This is a genomic window from Streptomyces sp. NPDC021115 (genome assembly GCF_044333065.1).
Lineage (GTDB): Bacteria > Actinomycetota > Actinomycetes > Streptomycetales > Streptomycetaceae > Streptomyces.
In genome coordinates this window covers 148,796-165,255 of sequence record NZ_JBIRQF010000001.1, presented here as the reverse complement: position 1 = coordinate 165,255, position 16,460 = coordinate 148,796, and the positions used below count along the sequence as shown (strand labels likewise).

Below are 16,460 nucleotides of genomic sequence, written 5' to 3'. Positions count from 1 at the left end.
GTCGGGCTGCACCGTCAGCCGCTTGAGAATCTTCAAGGGACGCCTCGGCGTCCCTTCGTCGTTCCCCCCGTGTACCTCTGGCTTTTCCTTACCGACTGATGTGCCCCACCCCCTCGCCGGTGAAACCGATCATTACCGATCATTGAGGAAAGCGGGAAAAAGCCGGGGCGGGTCCGCGGCGCCACGCGCTCGGGACGCTGCCGGGCGAGGCCCGGAAGGTAGAGTCCAACGGCGTGCACCTGAAGAGCCTGACCCTACGAGGCTTCAAGTCCTTCGCCTCCGCCACGACGCTCCGCTTCGAGCCGGGTATCACCTGCGTCGTCGGCCCCAACGGGTCGGGCAAGTCCAATGTCGTGGACGCGCTGTCCTGGGTCATGGGCGAACAGGGCGCCAAGTCGCTGCGCGGCGGCAAGATGGAGGACGTCATCTTCGCCGGGACCACCGGCCGTCCCCCGCTCGGCCGTGCCGAGGTCTCCCTCACCATCGACAACGCCGACGGCGCGCTGCCCATCGAGTACGCCGAGGTCACCATCACGCGGATCATGTTCCGCAACGGCGGCAGCGAGTACCAGCTCAACGGCGACACCTGCCGACTGCTGGACATCCAGGAACTGCTGTCCGACTCCGGCATCGGCCGCGAGATGCACGTCATCGTCGGCCAGGGCCAGCTCGACGGCGTCCTGCACGCCGACCCGACCGGCCGCCGGGCCTTCATCGAGGAGGCCGCGGGCGTCCTCAAGCACCGCAGGCGCAAGGAGAAGGCGCTGCGGAAGCTGGACGCCATGCAGGCCAACCTGGCCCGCGTCCAGGACCTCACCGACGAGCTGCGGCGGCAGCTCAAACCCCTCGGCCGTCAGGCCGCGGTCGCCCGCCGCGCCGCCGTCATCCAGGCCGATCTGCGCGACGCCCGGCTGCGGCTGCTCGCCGACGACCTCGTCACCCTGCGCGAGGCGCTGCGCGCCGAGGTCGCCGACGAGGCCGAGCTGAAGCAGCGCAAGGAGGCCACCGAGGCCGAGCTGCGCACCGCCCAGCAGCGCGAGGCCGCCCTCGAGGAGCACGTGCGGCAGCTCGCGCCGCGGCTGCGCGACGCCCAGCAGACCTGGTACGAGCTGTCCCAGCTCGCCGAGCGGGTGCGCGGCACGGTCAGCCTGGCCGACGCCCGGGTCAAGAGCGCCACCACCGCCCCCGCGGAGGAGCGGCGCGGCCGTGACCCGGAGGACATGGAGCGCGAGGCGGCCCGCATCCGGGAACAGGAAGCCGAGCTGGAGGCCGCCCTGGAGGCGGCCAGCCGCGCCCTGGACGACACCGTCGCGCACCGCGCGGAACTCGAACGGAGCCTGGCGCAGGAGGAGCGCCGTCTGAAGGACGTCGCCCGCGCCATCGCCGACCGCCGCGAAGGGCTCGCCCGGCTCCAGGGCCAGGTCAACGCCGCCCGAGGCCGCGCCGCTTCGGCCCGCGCCGAGATCGAACGGCTCGCCGCCGCCCGCGACGAGGCCCAGGCCAGGGCCACCGCCGCGCAGGAGGAGTACGAACAGCTCAAGGCCGAGGTCGACGGACTCGACGCGGACGACGCGGAACTGGCGGAGCGCCATGAGGCCGCGAAGCGGGAGCTGTCCGAGGCGGAGACGGCGCTGAGCGCGGCCCGCGAGGCCGCCACCGCCGCCGAACGCGACCGCGCCGCGACCGCCGCCCGCCACGACGCCCTGGCGCTCGGCCTGCGCCGCAAGGACGGCACCGGCGCGCTGTTGGCCGCCGCCGACCGCCTCACCGGCCTCCTCGGCCCGGCCGCCGAACTGCTGACCGTCACCCCCGGCTACGAGGTCCCGGTCGCCGCCGCGCTCGGCGCCGCGGCCGACGCGATCGCCGTCACCGACCCCGCGTCCGCCGCCGCCGCGATCCGCCACCTCCGCACCGAAGACGCAGGCCGAGCCACCCTCCTCCCCACCGGGACCTCCAACGTCCCGGCGCCCGCCGATTCCGGCGCCGTCCCCGCCTCGCGTGCGCCCGCCGCCGAGCCCGGCACCGGTCGGGCGGGCGGCGGCGCGGAGCCGGGTTCTCCGCCCACCACTACGGCCCCGGACAGCGCGGGCGCGCCCTCGGGCGCCGCGGGCGGTGTGGTGCCGGGCTCGCGGGCGCCCGCCGACGCTGCCGGTGAGCCGTCCACGGCCGCGCGGGAGACCACGGCCGTGGCCGCCGCCGGGGGCCCGCCACAGGTGGGGGACTTGGTGGCGGGGCCCGCGGGGCTGGTGAGGGCCGTGCGGCGGTTGCTCGACGGGATGGTGGCGGTCGGGACGCTGGAGGAGGCCGAGGACATCGTCCGGGCCCACCCCGGGGTGACCGCGGTGACCGCGGACGGTGATCTGCTCGGGGCGCACTTCGCGCAGGGCGGGTCGGCCGGGGCGCCCAGCCTGCTGGAGGTGCAGGCGTCGGTCGACGAGGCGGCGGCGGAGCTGGCGGAGCTGGCCGTACGGTGCGAGGAGCTGGCCGGGGCGCAGCGCGCGGCGAAGGAACGGCGCGCCGAATGCGCGGCGCTGGTGGACGAGCTGGCGGCCAGGCGCAGCGCGGCCGACCGGGAGAAGTCGCAGGTCGCGCAGTCCCTCGGGCGGCTGTCCGGGCAGGCGAGGGGCGCGGCGGGGGAGGCGGAGCGGTCGGCCGCGGCCGCCGCCCGGGCCGAGGAGGCGCTGGAGAAGGCGACCGAGGAGGCCGAGGAGCTGGCCGAGCGGCTGGCGGTGGCCGAGGAGCAGCCGGGGGAGGAGGAGCCGGACACCTCCGTACGGGACCGGCTCGCCGCGGACGGCGCCAACGCCCGGCAGACCGAGATGGAGGCGCGGCTCCAGGCCCGTACGCATGAGGAGCGGGTGAAGGGGCTCGCGGGGCGGGCCGACGCGCTCGACCGGGGCGCGCGCGCCGAGCGCGAGGCGCGGGCGCGCGCCGAACAGCGGCGCGCCCGGCTGCGCCACGAGGCGCAGGTGGCGTCGGCGGTGGCGGACGGGGCCCGGCAGCTGCTCGCGCATGTGGAGGTGTCGCTCGTACGGGCGGCCGAGGAGCGGGACGCGGCCGAGCGCGCCAAGGCGACGCGCGAACGCGAGCTGGAGAGCGCGCGCAACCGGGGCCGTGACCTCAAGGGCGAGCTGGACAAGCTGACCGATTCGGTGCACCGGGGCGAGGTGCTGGGCGCCGAGAAGCGGATGCGGATCGAGCAGCTGGAGACGAAGGCGCTGGAGGAGCTGGGCGTGGAGCCCGCGGGGCTGATCGCGGAGTACGGCCCCGGCCAGCTCGTACCGCCGTCGCCGCCCGCCGAGGGCGAGGAGCTGCCGGAGGACCCGGAACATCCGCGCAACCGGCCGGTGCCCTATGTCCGGGCGCAGCAGGAGAAGCGGCTGAAGGCGGCCGAGCGGGCGTATCAGCAGCTGGGCAAGGTCAATCCGCTGGCGCTCGAGGAGTTCGCGGCGCTGGAGGAGCGGCACCAGTTCCTGAGCGAGCAGCTGGAGGACCTGAAGAAGACGCGCGCGGACCTCCTCCAGGTGGTGAAGGAGGTCGACGAGCGGGTCGAGCAGGTGTTCACGGAGGCGTACCGGGACACCGCGCGCGAGTTCGAGGGCGTCTTCTCGCGGCTCTTCCCTGGCGGGGAGGGCCGGTTGGTGCTCACGGACCCGGACAACATGCTGACCACGGGCGTGGACGTGGAGGCGCGGCCGCCGGGCAAGAAGGTCAAGCGGCTGTCCCTGCTGTCCGGCGGGGAGCGTTCGCTGACGGCCGTGGCGCTGCTGGTGTCGATCTTCAAGGCGCGGCCGAGTCCGTTCTATGTGATGGACGAGGTCGAGGCGGCGCTGGACGACACCAATCTCCAGCGGCTGATCCGGATCATGGAGGAACTCCAGGAGTCGTCCCAGCTGATCGTGATCACTCACCAGAAGCGGACGATGGAGGTCGCGGACGCGCTGTACGGCGTCTCGATGCAGGGCGACGGGGTGTCGAAGGTCATTAGTCAGCGCCTGCGGTAAGCGCTTCAATACTTGAAGTCAACGGCCCCAAGAGGGTGGCGTAACTTCTTGGTCACCACCTATTGACTTCGAAACTTGAAGGAATAGTCTCTGCAACGTCGCTTTTACCTTTAAGTGGTGGCCGACCCCACACGGCTCCGCCTCCACCGGAAGGGTCTGCCCCCCACGCCCGGCAGCGTTGCCGGGCGGGCCACAGGAGTTCACGTTGACCACCACCGCGCAGCCACAGGGGTCCGAGGGCCGTAAGGCCCGGCCGGACCATCTCGGCCACGTCATCTTCATCACCGCCGCCGCCGCGATGGGCGGCTTTCTCTTCGGCTACGACAGCTCGGTGATCAACGGAGCGGTCGAGGCCATCCGCGGCCGGTACGACATCGGTTCCGCGGCCCTCGCCCAGGTCGTCGCCATCGCGCTGATCGGTTCGGCGATCGGCGCGGCCACCGCGGGCCGGATAGCCGACCGGATCGGCCGGATCCGCGTCATGCAGATCGCCGCCGTGCTGTTCACCGTGAGCGCGGTCGGCTCGGCCCTGCCCTTCGCCCTGTGGGACCTGGCCATGTGGCGGGTGCTCGGCGGCATCGGCATCGGTATGGCGTCGGTGATCGGCCCGGCCTACATCGCCGAGGTCGCCCCGCCCGCGTACCGCGGTCGGCTGGCCTCCTTCCAGCAGGCCGCGATCGTCATCGGCATCGCCGTCTCCCAGCTCGTCAACTACGGCATCCTCAACCTCGCCGACGGCGACCAGCGCGGCAAGATCGCGGGCCTGGAGGCCTGGCAGTGGATGCTCGGCGTGATGGTCGTCCCGGCTGTCCTGTACGGGGTGCTGTCCTTCGTCATCCCCGAGTCGCCCCGCTACCTGATCTCGGTCGGCCGCGTCGACCGGGCCAAGGAGGTCCTGAAGGAGGTCGAGGGCAAGACCGTCGACCTGGACGTGCGGGCCGGTGAGATCGAGCAGGCGATGCGCAGCGAGCACAAGTCCACCTTCAAGGACCTGCTCGGCGGCCGCTTCGGGCTGCTCCCGGTCGTGTGGATCGGCGTCGGGCTCTCGGTCTTCCAGCAGCTGGTCGGCATCAACGTGGCCTTCTACTACTCCTCGACGCTGTGGCAGTCCGTCGGCGTCGACCCGAGCAGCTCGTTCTTCTACTCCTTCACGACGTCGATCATCAACATCCTCGGCACCGTGATCGCGATGATCTTCGTCGACAAGATCGGCCGTAAGCCGCTGGCCCTCATCGGCTCGATCGGCATGGCGTTCTCGCTCGCGCTGGTGGCCTGGGCGTTCTCCGCGGACCTGGTGGACGGCAAGCTCCCGCACAGCCAGGGCGTCGTGGCGCTCGTCGCGGCCCACGCCTTCGTGCTCTTCTTCGCGCTCTCCTGGGGCGTGGTGGTCTGGGTGCTGCTCGGCGAGATGTTCCCGAACAAGATCCGCGCCGCGGCCCTCGGCGTCGCCGCCTCCGCCCAGTGGATCGCCAACTGGGCCATCACCGCCAGCTTCCCGAGCCTGTCGGACTGGAACCTGTCCGGGACCTACATCCTGTACACGGCCTTCGCCGTGCTCTCGATCCCGTTCATCCTCAAGTGGGTGCCGGAGGCCAAGGGCAAGGCGTTGGAGGAGATGGGCTGACCCCCGCCGCCCGCTCCTCACTCCAAGAGAACTGCCCCGCCTCATTCCTTGAGGCGGGGCAGCACTCGTTCCGCGAACAGCCGCAGGCACCGCCAGCCCTCCTCGACCGGCATCCCGCCGCACAGCGGATGCAGCACCAGGCTCGCCTGCTCGCCGCTCTCGCGCGCGTACGCCACGCACTCCTCGGGCGTGACGATCCGGTAGACGCCCTCGCGGCGCAGCGCCCCGGCGTCCGCGGCGTGCGAGCGGACCGCAGAGCGCACCGTCCCCGACTGCCAGGACGCGTAGGTGCGCGCCTCGTGCAGCAGATGCTCCCCGTACAGCGCCCAGGCCCGGTCCGGGTCCTCGGCCAGGTGCAGCAGCGGGGTGACCGCGGCGGGCATCAGACACCAGCCATCGGTGCCGTACTCCATCCGCCGCGCGTGGTAGTAGCCCTCCAGCTCCGGCAGATGGGCGCTCGGGAAGAACGGCAGCCCCAGCCGGGCCGCGCGCCGCGCCGCGGCCTTCGAGCTGCCGCCGACCAGCAGCAGCGGATGCGGCTGGGTGTACGGGCGCGGGGTGACCCGCACGGTACGGCCCCGGTACGCGAACGGCTCACCCGTCCACGCCGCGAGCAGCGTCTCCAGCGCCTCGTCCTGAAGGGCGCCGCGCCCCTGCCAGTCCTTGCCGAGCGCCGCGTACTCCTCCGCCCGGTAGCCGATCCCGGCCACGGTGACCAGGCGGCCGCCGCTGGCCAGGTCGAGCACGGCGATGTCCTCGGCCAGCCGCAGCGGGTCGTACAGCGGTGTGATCAGCGCGGAGACGGTCACCGTGATCCGGCGGGTGGCGCCGAGCACCGCGCCCGCGAAGACCAGCGGCGAGGGGAGCCAGTTGTTCTCTGCGCCGTGGTGCTCCTCGGTCTGGACGGTGGAGACGCCGCGCTCGTCGGCGTACGCGGCCATCTCGACGGCGGCGCGGTACCGCTCGGCCAGCGCGCGCGGAGTGGCGGCGGGATCGACGAGGTTCAGGCGTACGACCGTGACGGCCATGGCGGGGGTCCCCCTTCGTCGCGGGGCGGGCGGGAGCGGGCCACCGGACCGTAACTGACGCGTCGTCAAATCGCCACCGCGAGGAGCCGGACGGACGCACCGGGCGGAGCCGGGACGGATGACTCATGCGCCTGGGACGCGGGGCGGGAGATCGTCATCCTGGGCCCGGAGGCGAACCCTCTGGCAAGGGCCCGGGAAACGCACCGTCACCCGAGGAGGGGCGCATGATCAGCACGGGGGAAACGCTCATCACCACATCCGACATCGACGACCTGGTCGTCCGGGTCCGGCACGGCGCCGGAGACACCCGGGAGCTGGAGGCCGCGCGGGACGCGCTCTTCGCGGGCGGCCTCACCCCCGTCGAGGCGCAGCGCATCCGCCAGCGGCTGATGGTCACCGCGCTGCGCCACGGCGGCGACCTCCTCGCCAAGGTGCTCGGCCGCCTCACCCCGCGCGAGACCGCCATGGTGCGCCGCTACGCCCACCGGCTCGCCAACTACCTGGACACGCTGGACATCTGGGCCGCACAGCCCGTCATGCTCGCCCTGATGCGGTTCGGAATCCCCTACGACGAGGCCGAGTCGATCGCCGTCGCCGTCCTCTTCCAGGTGTGGTGAACCGGAAAGGGTGAACGCGCCACCGGAACGCGGGTGCGGGCGGGTCACCGGTTCGGGTGGGGAGTGGCGTCCGCGCTGTTCAGTGCCGTGCTGCGGGGTAAGGCTCGGGCGAGTACCAGGAGGTTGAAGATGCGACTTTCCCGAATCCGCGCGACCACGGCGCTCGGCCTGCTCGCGGGGACCGTCATGTGGACTGCCAGCGCCACCCCCGCCACCGCGTCCGGCGCCGGGGGCTGGCGGGAGGAAGGCCACTTCGACACCCAGGGTGCCTGCCGCAGGGCCGGGCAGGCCGGGGTGGAGAAGAGCAAGTGGGACGAGTACAAGTGCCGCCCCGGCCGCAGCGCCAACTACGTGACGCTGTGGGTCAGGGGCGGCGGCGCCCGGCTCGCCGGGCCGGCCACCGGCTGACATGCGGCACGCCCTTCCGAAAGACCGTGCCGTGCAGGCCGCGGGCGGGGTGTCGGCACTGTTCGTCGTGGTGCTCGCGGGCTGGCTCGCCGGTCTGCTGCGGGTCAACGACCAGTGGCTCGCCCTGTCCTCCCCACGCCTGCGCGGCACCGCGGCCCTGACCTCGGTGGCCGTGGGCGTCCCCGTCCTCGGCGTCGGCGTCCTGCTGCTCGCCGAGCGGTCCGCCCGGCGCTACGGCGGATTGCTGCTGGTGGCGGGCGCTCTCTGGCTGCTGCCCTCGGCCGTCGCCGACCTGCTCGGGCCCGCCGGGCTCGGACCGGCGGGCGCCGCCCTGTCCCTGCTCCTCGCGGTGGCCGGGATGGTCTGCCGCCCGCTGACCGTCCTGCTGCTGCCGCTGTGGCTCTTCCCCCGCGGCGCCAAGAGGCGCTGGCACTGGTGGGCCATGAGCGCGGCCGCCTCCGCCTACTGGCTCGGCTACGCCGCGCTGTGGCTGATCAGCGAGCCGCGGGTCGGCGCCGTCACCAACCCCGCCTTCCACACCGCGGGCGGCCAGTGGGCCTTCGACCACCTCGACACCTACGGTGAGGCCGAGCCCTGGGTGCTGCGCACCGTGGCGCTCGCCGTCACGGCCGCCCTGTGCTGCCGCGCCGCCGTCTCCGGCGGTGCCGAGCGGCGCGACTGGGCCCTGCTCGCCGCCGCCTACCCGGCCTGTGTCTCCCTCCTGCTGTCGGAGTGGGGCGAGGGCATGCCCACCATCGCGGCCCGCACCCTCGGCAGCGCGGTCTGGGCGGCCGCCATCTGTCTGGGCGTCGCCCGCACCGGGATCTGGCGGCTCGACCGCTCCACCAGCCACCGGCTCGCCCGCGCCTTCGTGCTCACCTCGCTCGCCGCCGTCGTCGTCTGCGCCGTCGTCGCCGTACAGGCCGGGCTCCCCTCCGTACGCAACCTGACCACCGTCACCGCCGTCGGCGGCGCCCTGCTGCTGGGCTGGGCCCTGCGGCCGTCCGCCCGCTGGCTCACCCTCCGCGTCGAGCGCGCCTTCTACGGGCCCCGGGCCCGGCCGCACGAAGCCGTCAGTGCCCTGGCCGTACGCCTCCAGCAGGCCCCGCACCCGGGCGAGGTGCCCCAGCAGATCTGCCGCAGCGCGGTGGAGGACCTCGGCGTCTCCGGCGCGGCCGTCAGCGTCGACACCCGGGCCGGGCCCCGGCGGCTGGCCGACGCCGGGGCGCCCCTCACCGGCCGCGTCCAGACCTACCCGCTGCGCCACCACGGCCGCACCGTCGGCCGCCTCGAAGTCTCCCGCGACGGCTCCGGCACCCCCGCCGAGCGCGACAGCGGGCTGCTGTCCCTCCTCGCCGACCAGGCCGCCCCCGCGCTCGCCGCGCTGCGGCTGGCCGAGGAGGCGCAGGCCGCCCGCGAGCGGCTGGTGCTCGCCCGCGAGCAGGAGCGGCGGCGGCTGCGCCGCGAGATCCACGACGGCCTCGGACCCCAACTCGCCGCCGTACGGCTGCGCCTGGACATCGCCCAGGCCTCCTGCCCGCCCGGCCACCCGGCCTGCGTCCAGCTCGCCGAGGCCGCCGAAACGCTCGCCGAGGCCCTGGTCGAGGTGCGCCGCATCACCGCCGGGCTCGCCCCGGCCGCCCTCGCCGAGCGCGGTCTCGCCGGTGCGGTGCGGGACCTCGCGCGGCGGCTGGGCGTGGACGGGCTGCGGGTGAGCGTGGCCAGCCGTCCCGCTGTGCTGCCCCCGCTGTCGCCGGGCGTCGAGACCGCGGCGTACCGGATCGCGGCCGAGTCGCTCACCAACGCCGTACGGCACGCCCGGGCGCGTCAGGTCCGGGTCGTGCTGGCCACGGACCCCGACGCCCTCGACATCACGGTCACCGACGACGGCAGCGGACTGCCGGAGACCGCGGTGCGCGGCGTCGGACTGGCCTCGGTCCGGGAGCGGGCCGAGGAGATCGGCGGCTCCTGCTCGGTCACCGGCTCCGCGACCGGCACCGTGGTGCACGCGGTGCTGCCGCTCACCGGACCGGGGGAGCCGGGGGAGAACGACGACCCGGAAGAACACCTGGAGCACACCGGATGCCGGTCCTGTACGACGCTCATCACCCAGACCAAGCCCGGCGACCGGGCCAGACCCGGGGACCACACCAAAGCCAGCGCTCCGGCCAGGTCCAGACAGCGGACCCCGGCGCCGTGACCGCGCCGGTGGGCGCGGCGCAGTGGCGCGTCCTGCTCGTCGACGACCATCCCCTCTTCCGCGAGGGCCTGGCAGCCGCTCTCAACCTGGACGACGCCTTCACCGTCGTCGGCCAGGCGGCCTGCGCGGACGAGGCGGTCGCCGAGGCCGGGCGCGCCTCGCCCGATCTGGTGGTCATGGACCTCGGGCTGCCCGGCCGGTCAGGGCTTGAGGCCACCCGGCGCATCCTGTGCGCCCGCCCCCAGGCGCGGGTGATGGTCATGACGATGTCCGAGGACGACGACAGCCTGCTGGCCGCCGTGCGCGCCGGGGCCCGCGGCTATCTCCTCAAGGGCGCGGGCCGGGACGAGATCCTGCGCGCCCTGCACACCGTCGCGCGCGGCGGCGCCGTCTTCAGCCCGCGCATGGCGGAGCGGCTGGGGGTGCTGCTGGGTGCCTCCGGCGCGGCGTCGGCGAAGGAGGCGTTCCCGACCCTCACCGCGCGCGAACGGGAGGTGCTGGACCTGCTCGCGGGCGGGCTCGGCTACCGTCAGATCGCCCAGCGGCTGGTGGTCACCGACAAGACCGTGCGCAACCACGTCGGCTCGATCTTCGCCAAGCTCCAGGTGCACGACCGGGCCCAGGCGATCGTCCGGGCCCGCGAAGCCGGGCTCGGAGGCGAATGACGAGGCGAATGACTCCCTTCGCCGTGTGTCTGATACTGGGTGGGTTATGGAATTCGTCATCCTTGCTGTAGTCATCGCTGTGGTCGCGGTCGCCGCGATCAGCGGGCTCGTGATCAGCAGCCGCAAGAAGAAGCGACTGCCCCCGGCACCGCCGAGCAGCCCGTCCGTCACCGCGCCGCCCGCCGAACCGCACGTCGGCGAGGAGGCCGAAACCCCGCGCGAGGAGCCGCGCAGAACCATCGAAGAGGTGGATCTGCCCGGCACCGAGGCGCCGGCCGCGCCCGCGGAGGCCGCCCCCGCCGCGCCGGAGGCCCCGCCGGTCGAGGTCCCGGAGCCGACCGCCGGGCGGCTGGTCCGGCTGCGCGCCCGGCTGTCCCGGTCCCAGACGACCCTGGGCAAGGGGCTGCTGACGCTGCTGTCCCGTGAGCACCTCGACGACGACACGTGGGAGGAGATCGAGGACACGCTGCTGACCGCCGACGTCGGCGTCGCTCCGACCCAGGAGCTGGTCGAGCGGCTGCGCGAGCGGGTCAAGGTGCTCGGCACCCGTAGCCCCGAGGAGCTGCGGGGGCTGCTGCGCGAGGAGCTGCTGCACCTCGTCGGCACCGAGGCCGACCGCACCGTGCACACCGAGAGCGGGGTGGGGGCGAACGGCGAGGAGAAGCCGGGCGTCGTCATGGTCGTCGGAGTCAACGGCACCGGCAAGACCACCACCACCGGCAAGCTCGCCCGGGTCCTGGTGGCCGACGGCAAGTCGGTCGTGCTGGGCGCGGCGGACACCTTCCGGGCGGCCGCCGCCGATCAGCTCCAGACCTGGGGCGAGCGGGTCGGCGCCCGTACGGTCCGCGGCCCCGAGGGCGGCGACCCGGCGTCGGTCGGCTTCGACGCGGTCAAGGAGGGCATCGCCGAGTCCGCGGACGTCGTCCTCATCGACACCGCCGGGCGGCTGCACACCAAGACCGGTCTCATGGACGAGCTGGGCAAGGTCAAGCGAGTCGTGGAGAAGCACGGCTCGGTGGACGAGGTGCTGCTCGTGCTCGACGCCACCACCGGCCAGAACGGCCTGGTGCAGGCGCGGGTCTTCCGCGAGGTGGTGGACATCACCGGCATCGTGCTGACCAAGCTGGACGGCACCGCCAAGGGCGGCATCGTGGTAGCGGTCCAGCGCGAGCTGGGCGTGCCGGTCAAGCTGATCGGGCTGGGCGAGGGCGCGGACGACCTGGCGCCGTTCGAGCCTGAGGCGTTCGTCGACGCGCTGATCGGCGACTGATCCGGTCCCTCCCGACGCTCCTGAATGCCGGACGGGCTTGAATCGATGACCGATTCAAGCCCGTCCGGCGTTTACGGAGACCAGTGCGAGGGGCGTGCGTCAGACCGCCCCGGCCCGGTGGCTCGCGTAGGCGAGGGTGCCCAGCACCAGCCGGGCGTGCGGCGGCCTGCCCGCCGTGTCGAGGGTCGGCGGGCGCAGCCAGCGCACCGGTCCCAGGCCCCCGAGGTCGGAGGGCGGCGCGGTGATGTGGTCGCCCTTCCCCAGACAGCGCAGATCGAGGTCGGCGTCGTCCCAGCCCATGCGGTAGAGCAGATCGGGGAGTTCGTCCGCGGCGCCCGGCTCGACGAAGAACTGGGCGCGCCCGTGCGGGGTGACGGCCACCGGGCCGAGTGGCAGGCCCATCCGCTCCAGCCGCACCAGGGCGTGCCGCCCCGCGTACTCGGCCACCTCCAGGACGTCGAACGACCGCCCCACGGGCAGCAGGACGGCGGCGCCCGGGACCTCCTCCCACGCGGCGGCGGCGGCCACGAGCGTGGCGCCCGCGGGCACGCCGGGCGCGAAGCCCAGAGGGTGGGCGCCGGGGGCGGGACAGTCGGCCGCACCGCAGGAGCATTCGTTTCTGCTGTTGCCCGTGGCGCGCGTCGCCCGGGCGCCCGGCACCACGTCCCAGCCCCACAGCCCGGTGTACTCCGCCACCGTGGTGGACTCGGAAGTACGGCCGCGCCGCCGTGAGCCGGACCGCATCTCCCGGATGCCGCCGATCGTGAAGCCCATGCCCCCTCCAACGGGTCGTGCTCTCGATGGTTACGAGCCGGAGCGCACTCATGACACTCCGTCGCCGATGTGATGCGGCAGGTGGTGTGTCGCGGTGTAACGGGTGGTGCGGAACGGCGCATGCGCCCCGCTGTGCACCTCTTCGCGTCTTTCCGGTCGCTCCGTGTCAAGTGAATCGTGTGAATCAGCGATGGGGTTCATTCGAAGGGGTGGCGAATGGTGGCGTTTTCCCGGTGCGCCTCGCGGGAGGCGTGATCGTAGGATTACTTTCGGTGCACGATCCCCGATGGCGAGCATGCGCCCGATCGCGCTCCGGTACTTGCCACTGGCAAGGGCCGGTTCCCGCGGCGGACGGTTGATGCGCCGTATCGCGGGGACAACTGACCGTGACAGAGGGCATTCTGGTGGCGGTCCGGGAAGATTCGTGGGATGGGGGCGTTCCGGTGGGCGACAGCGGCGGCGGTGCTGACAAGCGACCCAACGCACAGCTGGGATCGTGGTTTGTGCGCAGCGGCTGGTCGAAAGGGGAGCTGGCCCGTCAAGTCAACCGCAGGGCGCGTCAGTTAGGCGCCCATCACATCAGCACGGACACCTCGCGGGTGCGCCGCTGGCTGGACGGGGAACAGCCGCGCGAGCCGATCCCGCAGATCCTCTCCGAGCTTTTCTCCGAGCGCTTCGGCTGTGTGGTCGGCATCGAGGACCTCGGGCTGCGCCCCGCCCACCGGTCACCGTCCGTATCCGGAGTGGATCTTCCCTGGGCCGGTCCCGAGACCGTCGCGCTGATCGGCGAGTTCTCCCGCAGCGATCTCATGCTCGCCCGCCGCGGCTTCCTCGGCACCTCCCTCGCCCTCTCCGCCGGCCCCGCCCTCATCGAGCCCATGCAGCGCTGGCTGGTGCCCTCCCCGAACGGGGGGCCCGGCGGCGCGCGCGCGGCGGACAGTGGCCGCTCACGGCGCATCTCCCGGCTCTCGGAGCCGGAGCTGGAGCTGCTGGAGTCCACCATCACGATGTTCCGCGCCTGGGACGCCCAGTGCGGCGGCGGGCTGCGCCGCAAGGCGGTGGTCGGCCAGCTGCACGAGGTCACCGACCTGCTCCAGGAGTCGCACACCGAGGCGGTGTCCAAGCGGCTGTTCAAGGTCGCCGGTGAGCTGGCCGAGCTGGCCGGGTGGATGAGCTACGACATCGGGCTCCAGCCCACCGCCCAGAAGTACTTCGTCCTCGCGCTGCACGCCGCCAAGGAGTCCGGCGACCGCCCCCTCGGCTCGTACGTCCTCTCCAGCATGAGCCGCCAGATGATCCACGTCGGGCGGCCCGACGACGCGCTGGAGCTGATCCACCTCGCGCAGTACGGCAGCCGGGAGAGCGCCACCCCGCGCACCCAGGCCATGCTGTATGCGATGGAGGGCCGGGCGTACGCCAACATGGGCCAGCCCAGCAAGTGCCACCGCGCCGTGAAGATGGCCGAGGACAGCTTCGCCGACTGCGCGAAGGGCGACGGCGACCCCGACTGGATCGGCTTCTTCTCCGAGGCCGAGCTGAACGCGGAGAACGCCCACTCCTACCGGGACCTCGCCTATGTCGCGGGCCGCAGCCCCACCTACGCCCAGCTCGCCGACCCGGTCATGCGCAACGCCGTGCGCCTGTTCGGCGAGGAGACCGCAGACGGCGAGGGCGGACACACGCGTTCGTATGCGCTCAACCTGATCGGCATGGCCACCGTCCACCTCCTCCAGAAGCAGCCCGAGCAGTGCGTGGAGGTCGCCGAGAAGGCGCTGCCGCTCGCCCAGCGGATCCGCTCGGAGCGGGTGAACAACCGCCTCCGCAAGACCGTGGACACCGCGGTGCGGCACTTCGGGGACGTGCCGGAGGTCGCCGAGCTGAGCGACAAGCTCGTCAGCCTGCTGCCCGATTCCCCCGGCGAGGGGGGCGCTCCCCGGGCCGTCTGAGGCGGCCCGGAGCGGGGTGCGGCACGGTAACGGAGCGGAAGGACTCCTTACCGTCACTTCATCCGCGCGTAACACGCCCGCGTCCTTCGTCACTGCCAGGAAACATCGAGTGGCATCGACTGAAACGGCACTGCGCCAATCTCGTGGCGAATACCGGCCCTTTTGTTTATTGCCAGCCCGGGCCGATTCGACAGCGAGGAGACGCCGATGCCAGTGGGCATCACGACGCTTGCCGCGGACAAGATCACGCCCGATGACGCACTCAGCGCGGCCAACACCGGATTCATGCTGCTGTGCGCCGCGCTGGTCCTGATCATGACGCCCGGCCTTGCCTTCTTCTACGGCGGCATGGTCCGCGTCAAAAGCGTGCTGAACATGCTGATGATGAGCTTCATCAGCATCGGCATCGTCAGCGTCCTGTGGACGCTCTACGGCTTCAGCGTCGCCTTCGACCAGGGCAATTCCCTGTTCGGCGGCTTCGACTGGCTGGGCATGCACAACATCGGGCTGGCCGAGCTGTGGCCCGGCTACACCATCCCGGTCTATGTCTTCGCGCTGTTCCAGATGATGTTCGCGATCATCACCCCGGCGCTGATCAGCGGTGCCCTCGCGGACCGCGTCAAGTTCACCGCCTGGGCGCTGTTCATCGCCCTGTGGGCGACGGTCGTCTACTTCCCGGTCGCGCACTGGGTGTGGGCCTCCGACGGCTGGGCCTTCAAGCTCGGCGTGATCGACTTCGCCGGTGGTACCGCCGTCCACATCAACGCCGGCGCCGCCGCGCTCGGCGTGATCCTCGTCATCGGCAAGCGGATCGGCTTCAAGAAGGACCCGATGCGGCCGCACAGCCTGCCGCTGGTCATGCTCGGCGCCGGTCTGCTGTGGTTCGGCTGGTTCGGCTTCAACGGCGGCTCCTGGCTCGGCGCCGACGCCGTCACCGCGGCCGCCTTCACCAACACCCAGGTCGCCACCGCCGCCGCGATGCTCGGCTGGCTCGCGTACGAGAAGATCCGGCACGGCTCCTTCACCACCCTGGGCGCCGCCTCCGGCGCCGTCTCCGGACTCGTCGCCATCACCCCCGCCTGCGGCGCGGTCAGCCCCCTCGGCGCGATCGCGATCGGCGTCATCGCCGGTGTCGTCTGCGCCATGGCGGTCGGTCTGAAGTACAAGTTCGGCTACGACGACTCGCTCGACGTGGTCGGCGTCCACATGGTCGGCGGCCTCATCGGCTCGCTGCTCATCGGCCTCTTCGCCACCGGCAAGGTACAGAGCGACGCCAAGGGCCTGTTCTACGGCGGCGGCCTCGACCAGCTCGGCAAGCAGGCCGCCGGTGCCTTCGCGGTCCTCGCCTACTCCCTGATCGTGTCCGCGATCCTCGCCAAGGTCGTCGACCTGGTGATGGGCTTCCGGGTGGACGAGGACGACGAGGTCGCCGGGATCGACCAGGTCGAGCACGCCGAGACGGCGTACGACTTCGCCGGGGCGGGCGGCGGTACCTCCCTCGGCGGCCTCCAGTCGGCCGCGCACGCGGTCGGCCAGGCGAAGAAGAAGGACGCGACGACGGACGCGAAGAAGGTGGACGCGTGAAGCTCATCACGGCAGTTGTGAAGCCGCACCGGCTCGACGAGATCAAGGAAGCCCTCCAGGCGTTCGGCGTGCAGGGCCTGACCGTCACCGAGGCCAGCGGCTACGGGCGTCAGCGCGGCCACACGGAGGTCTACCGGGGCGCGGAGTACACCGTCGACCTGGTGCCCAAGGTCCGCGTGGAGGTGCTGGCCGAGGACGAGGAGGCCGACGACCTCATCGACGTCGTGGTCAAGGCCGCCCGCACCGGAAAGATCGGGGACGGCAAGGTGTGGAGCGTCCCCGTCGAGACCGCGGTCCGGGTCCGCACCGGCGAACGGGGCCCGGACGCCCTGTGACGGCG

At 72.7% G+C, this 16,460-nt stretch carries 12 protein-coding genes; 10 read left to right on the top strand and 2 right to left on the bottom strand.

The features are described from left to right. The first annotated feature begins 233 nt into the window (after positions 1–233). Both ACH4TL_RS00710 and ACH4TL_RS00705 read left to right on the top strand, forming a co-directional pair. Positions 234–4,004 (top strand): AAA family ATPase, encoded by a 3,771-nt coding sequence (locus ACH4TL_RS00710; protein ID WP_398322481.1) that lies wholly within the window; start codon positions 234–236, stop codon positions 4,002–4,004. 205 nt (positions 4,005–4,209) lie between these two features. Then, positions 4,210–5,628 carry a sugar porter family MFS transporter gene (locus tag ACH4TL_RS00705; protein ID WP_398322484.1) on the top strand — a complete coding sequence of 473 codons (1,419 nt, stop codon included), beginning with the start codon at positions 4,210–4,212 and terminating at the stop codon, positions 5,626–5,628. Between the two features lie 41 nt (positions 5,629–5,669). On the opposite strand, the gene ACH4TL_RS00700 is transcribed toward ACH4TL_RS00705, so the two are convergent. Beyond that, complete coding sequence (locus ACH4TL_RS00700) at positions 5,670–6,656, bottom strand: LLM class flavin-dependent oxidoreductase (protein WP_398322487.1); 987 nt, start codon at positions 6,654–6,656, stop codon at positions 5,670–5,672. A 224-nt stretch (positions 6,657–6,880) separates the two neighbouring features. On the opposite strand from ACH4TL_RS00700, the gene ACH4TL_RS00695 reads away from it, so the two are divergent. From ACH4TL_RS00695 to ftsY, 5 genes are all read left to right on the top strand, one after another. Continuing rightward, positions 6,881–7,273, top strand: coding sequence for a hypothetical protein (locus ACH4TL_RS00695; RefSeq protein WP_398322490.1), 393 nt, complete (start codon positions 6,881–6,883; stop codon positions 7,271–7,273). Positions 7,274–7,402: 129 nt separating this feature from the next. Beyond that, on the top strand, positions 7,403–7,681 hold the full coding sequence (locus ACH4TL_RS00690) for a hypothetical protein (protein ID WP_398322493.1): 279 nt from the start codon (positions 7,403–7,405) through the stop codon (positions 7,679–7,681). A gap of 31 nt (positions 7,682–7,712) precedes the next feature. Beyond that, positions 7,713–9,881, top strand: coding sequence for a sensor histidine kinase (locus ACH4TL_RS00685; RefSeq protein WP_398322496.1), 2,169 nt, complete (start codon positions 7,713–7,715; stop codon positions 9,879–9,881). After that, positions 9,878–10,546, top strand: coding sequence for a response regulator (locus tag ACH4TL_RS00680; protein ID WP_398322499.1), 669 nt, complete (start codon positions 9,878–9,880; stop codon positions 10,544–10,546). The genes ACH4TL_RS00685 and ACH4TL_RS00680 overlap by 4 nt, the downstream gene beginning before the upstream one ends. Positions 10,547–10,592: 46 nt before the next feature. Next, complete coding sequence (gene ftsY, locus ACH4TL_RS00675; RefSeq protein WP_398322504.1) at positions 10,593–11,816, top strand: signal recognition particle-docking protein FtsY; 1,224 nt, start codon at positions 10,593–10,595, stop codon at positions 11,814–11,816. A gap of 99 nt (positions 11,817–11,915) precedes the next feature. Here the strand turns inward: ftsY and ACH4TL_RS00670 are convergent, their stop codons facing one another. Continuing rightward, entirely contained in the window at positions 11,916–12,590 is a 675-nt protein-coding gene (locus ACH4TL_RS00670) for a bifunctional DNA primase/polymerase (protein WP_398322508.1), read from the bottom strand. A gap of 443 nt (positions 12,591–13,033) precedes the next feature. On the opposite strand from ACH4TL_RS00670, the gene ACH4TL_RS00665 reads away from it, so the two are divergent. From ACH4TL_RS00665 to ACH4TL_RS00655, 3 genes are all read left to right on the top strand, one after another. Next, a complete protein-coding gene (locus ACH4TL_RS00665) occupies positions 13,034–14,536 on the top strand; it encodes a hypothetical protein (RefSeq protein ID WP_398322896.1) in 1,503 nt (500 codons plus the stop codon). Positions 14,537–14,743: 207 nt separating this feature from the next. Beyond that, complete coding sequence (locus tag ACH4TL_RS00660) at positions 14,744–16,120, top strand: ammonium transporter (protein ID WP_398322511.1); 1,377 nt, start codon at positions 14,744–14,746, stop codon at positions 16,118–16,120. Beyond that, on the top strand, positions 16,117–16,455 hold the full coding sequence (locus tag ACH4TL_RS00655) for a P-II family nitrogen regulator (protein ID WP_398322514.1): 339 nt from the start codon (positions 16,117–16,119) through the stop codon (positions 16,453–16,455). Before ACH4TL_RS00660 ends, ACH4TL_RS00655 begins: the two co-directional genes overlap by 4 nt. The last annotated feature ends 5 nt before the right edge of the window (positions 16,456–16,460 follow it).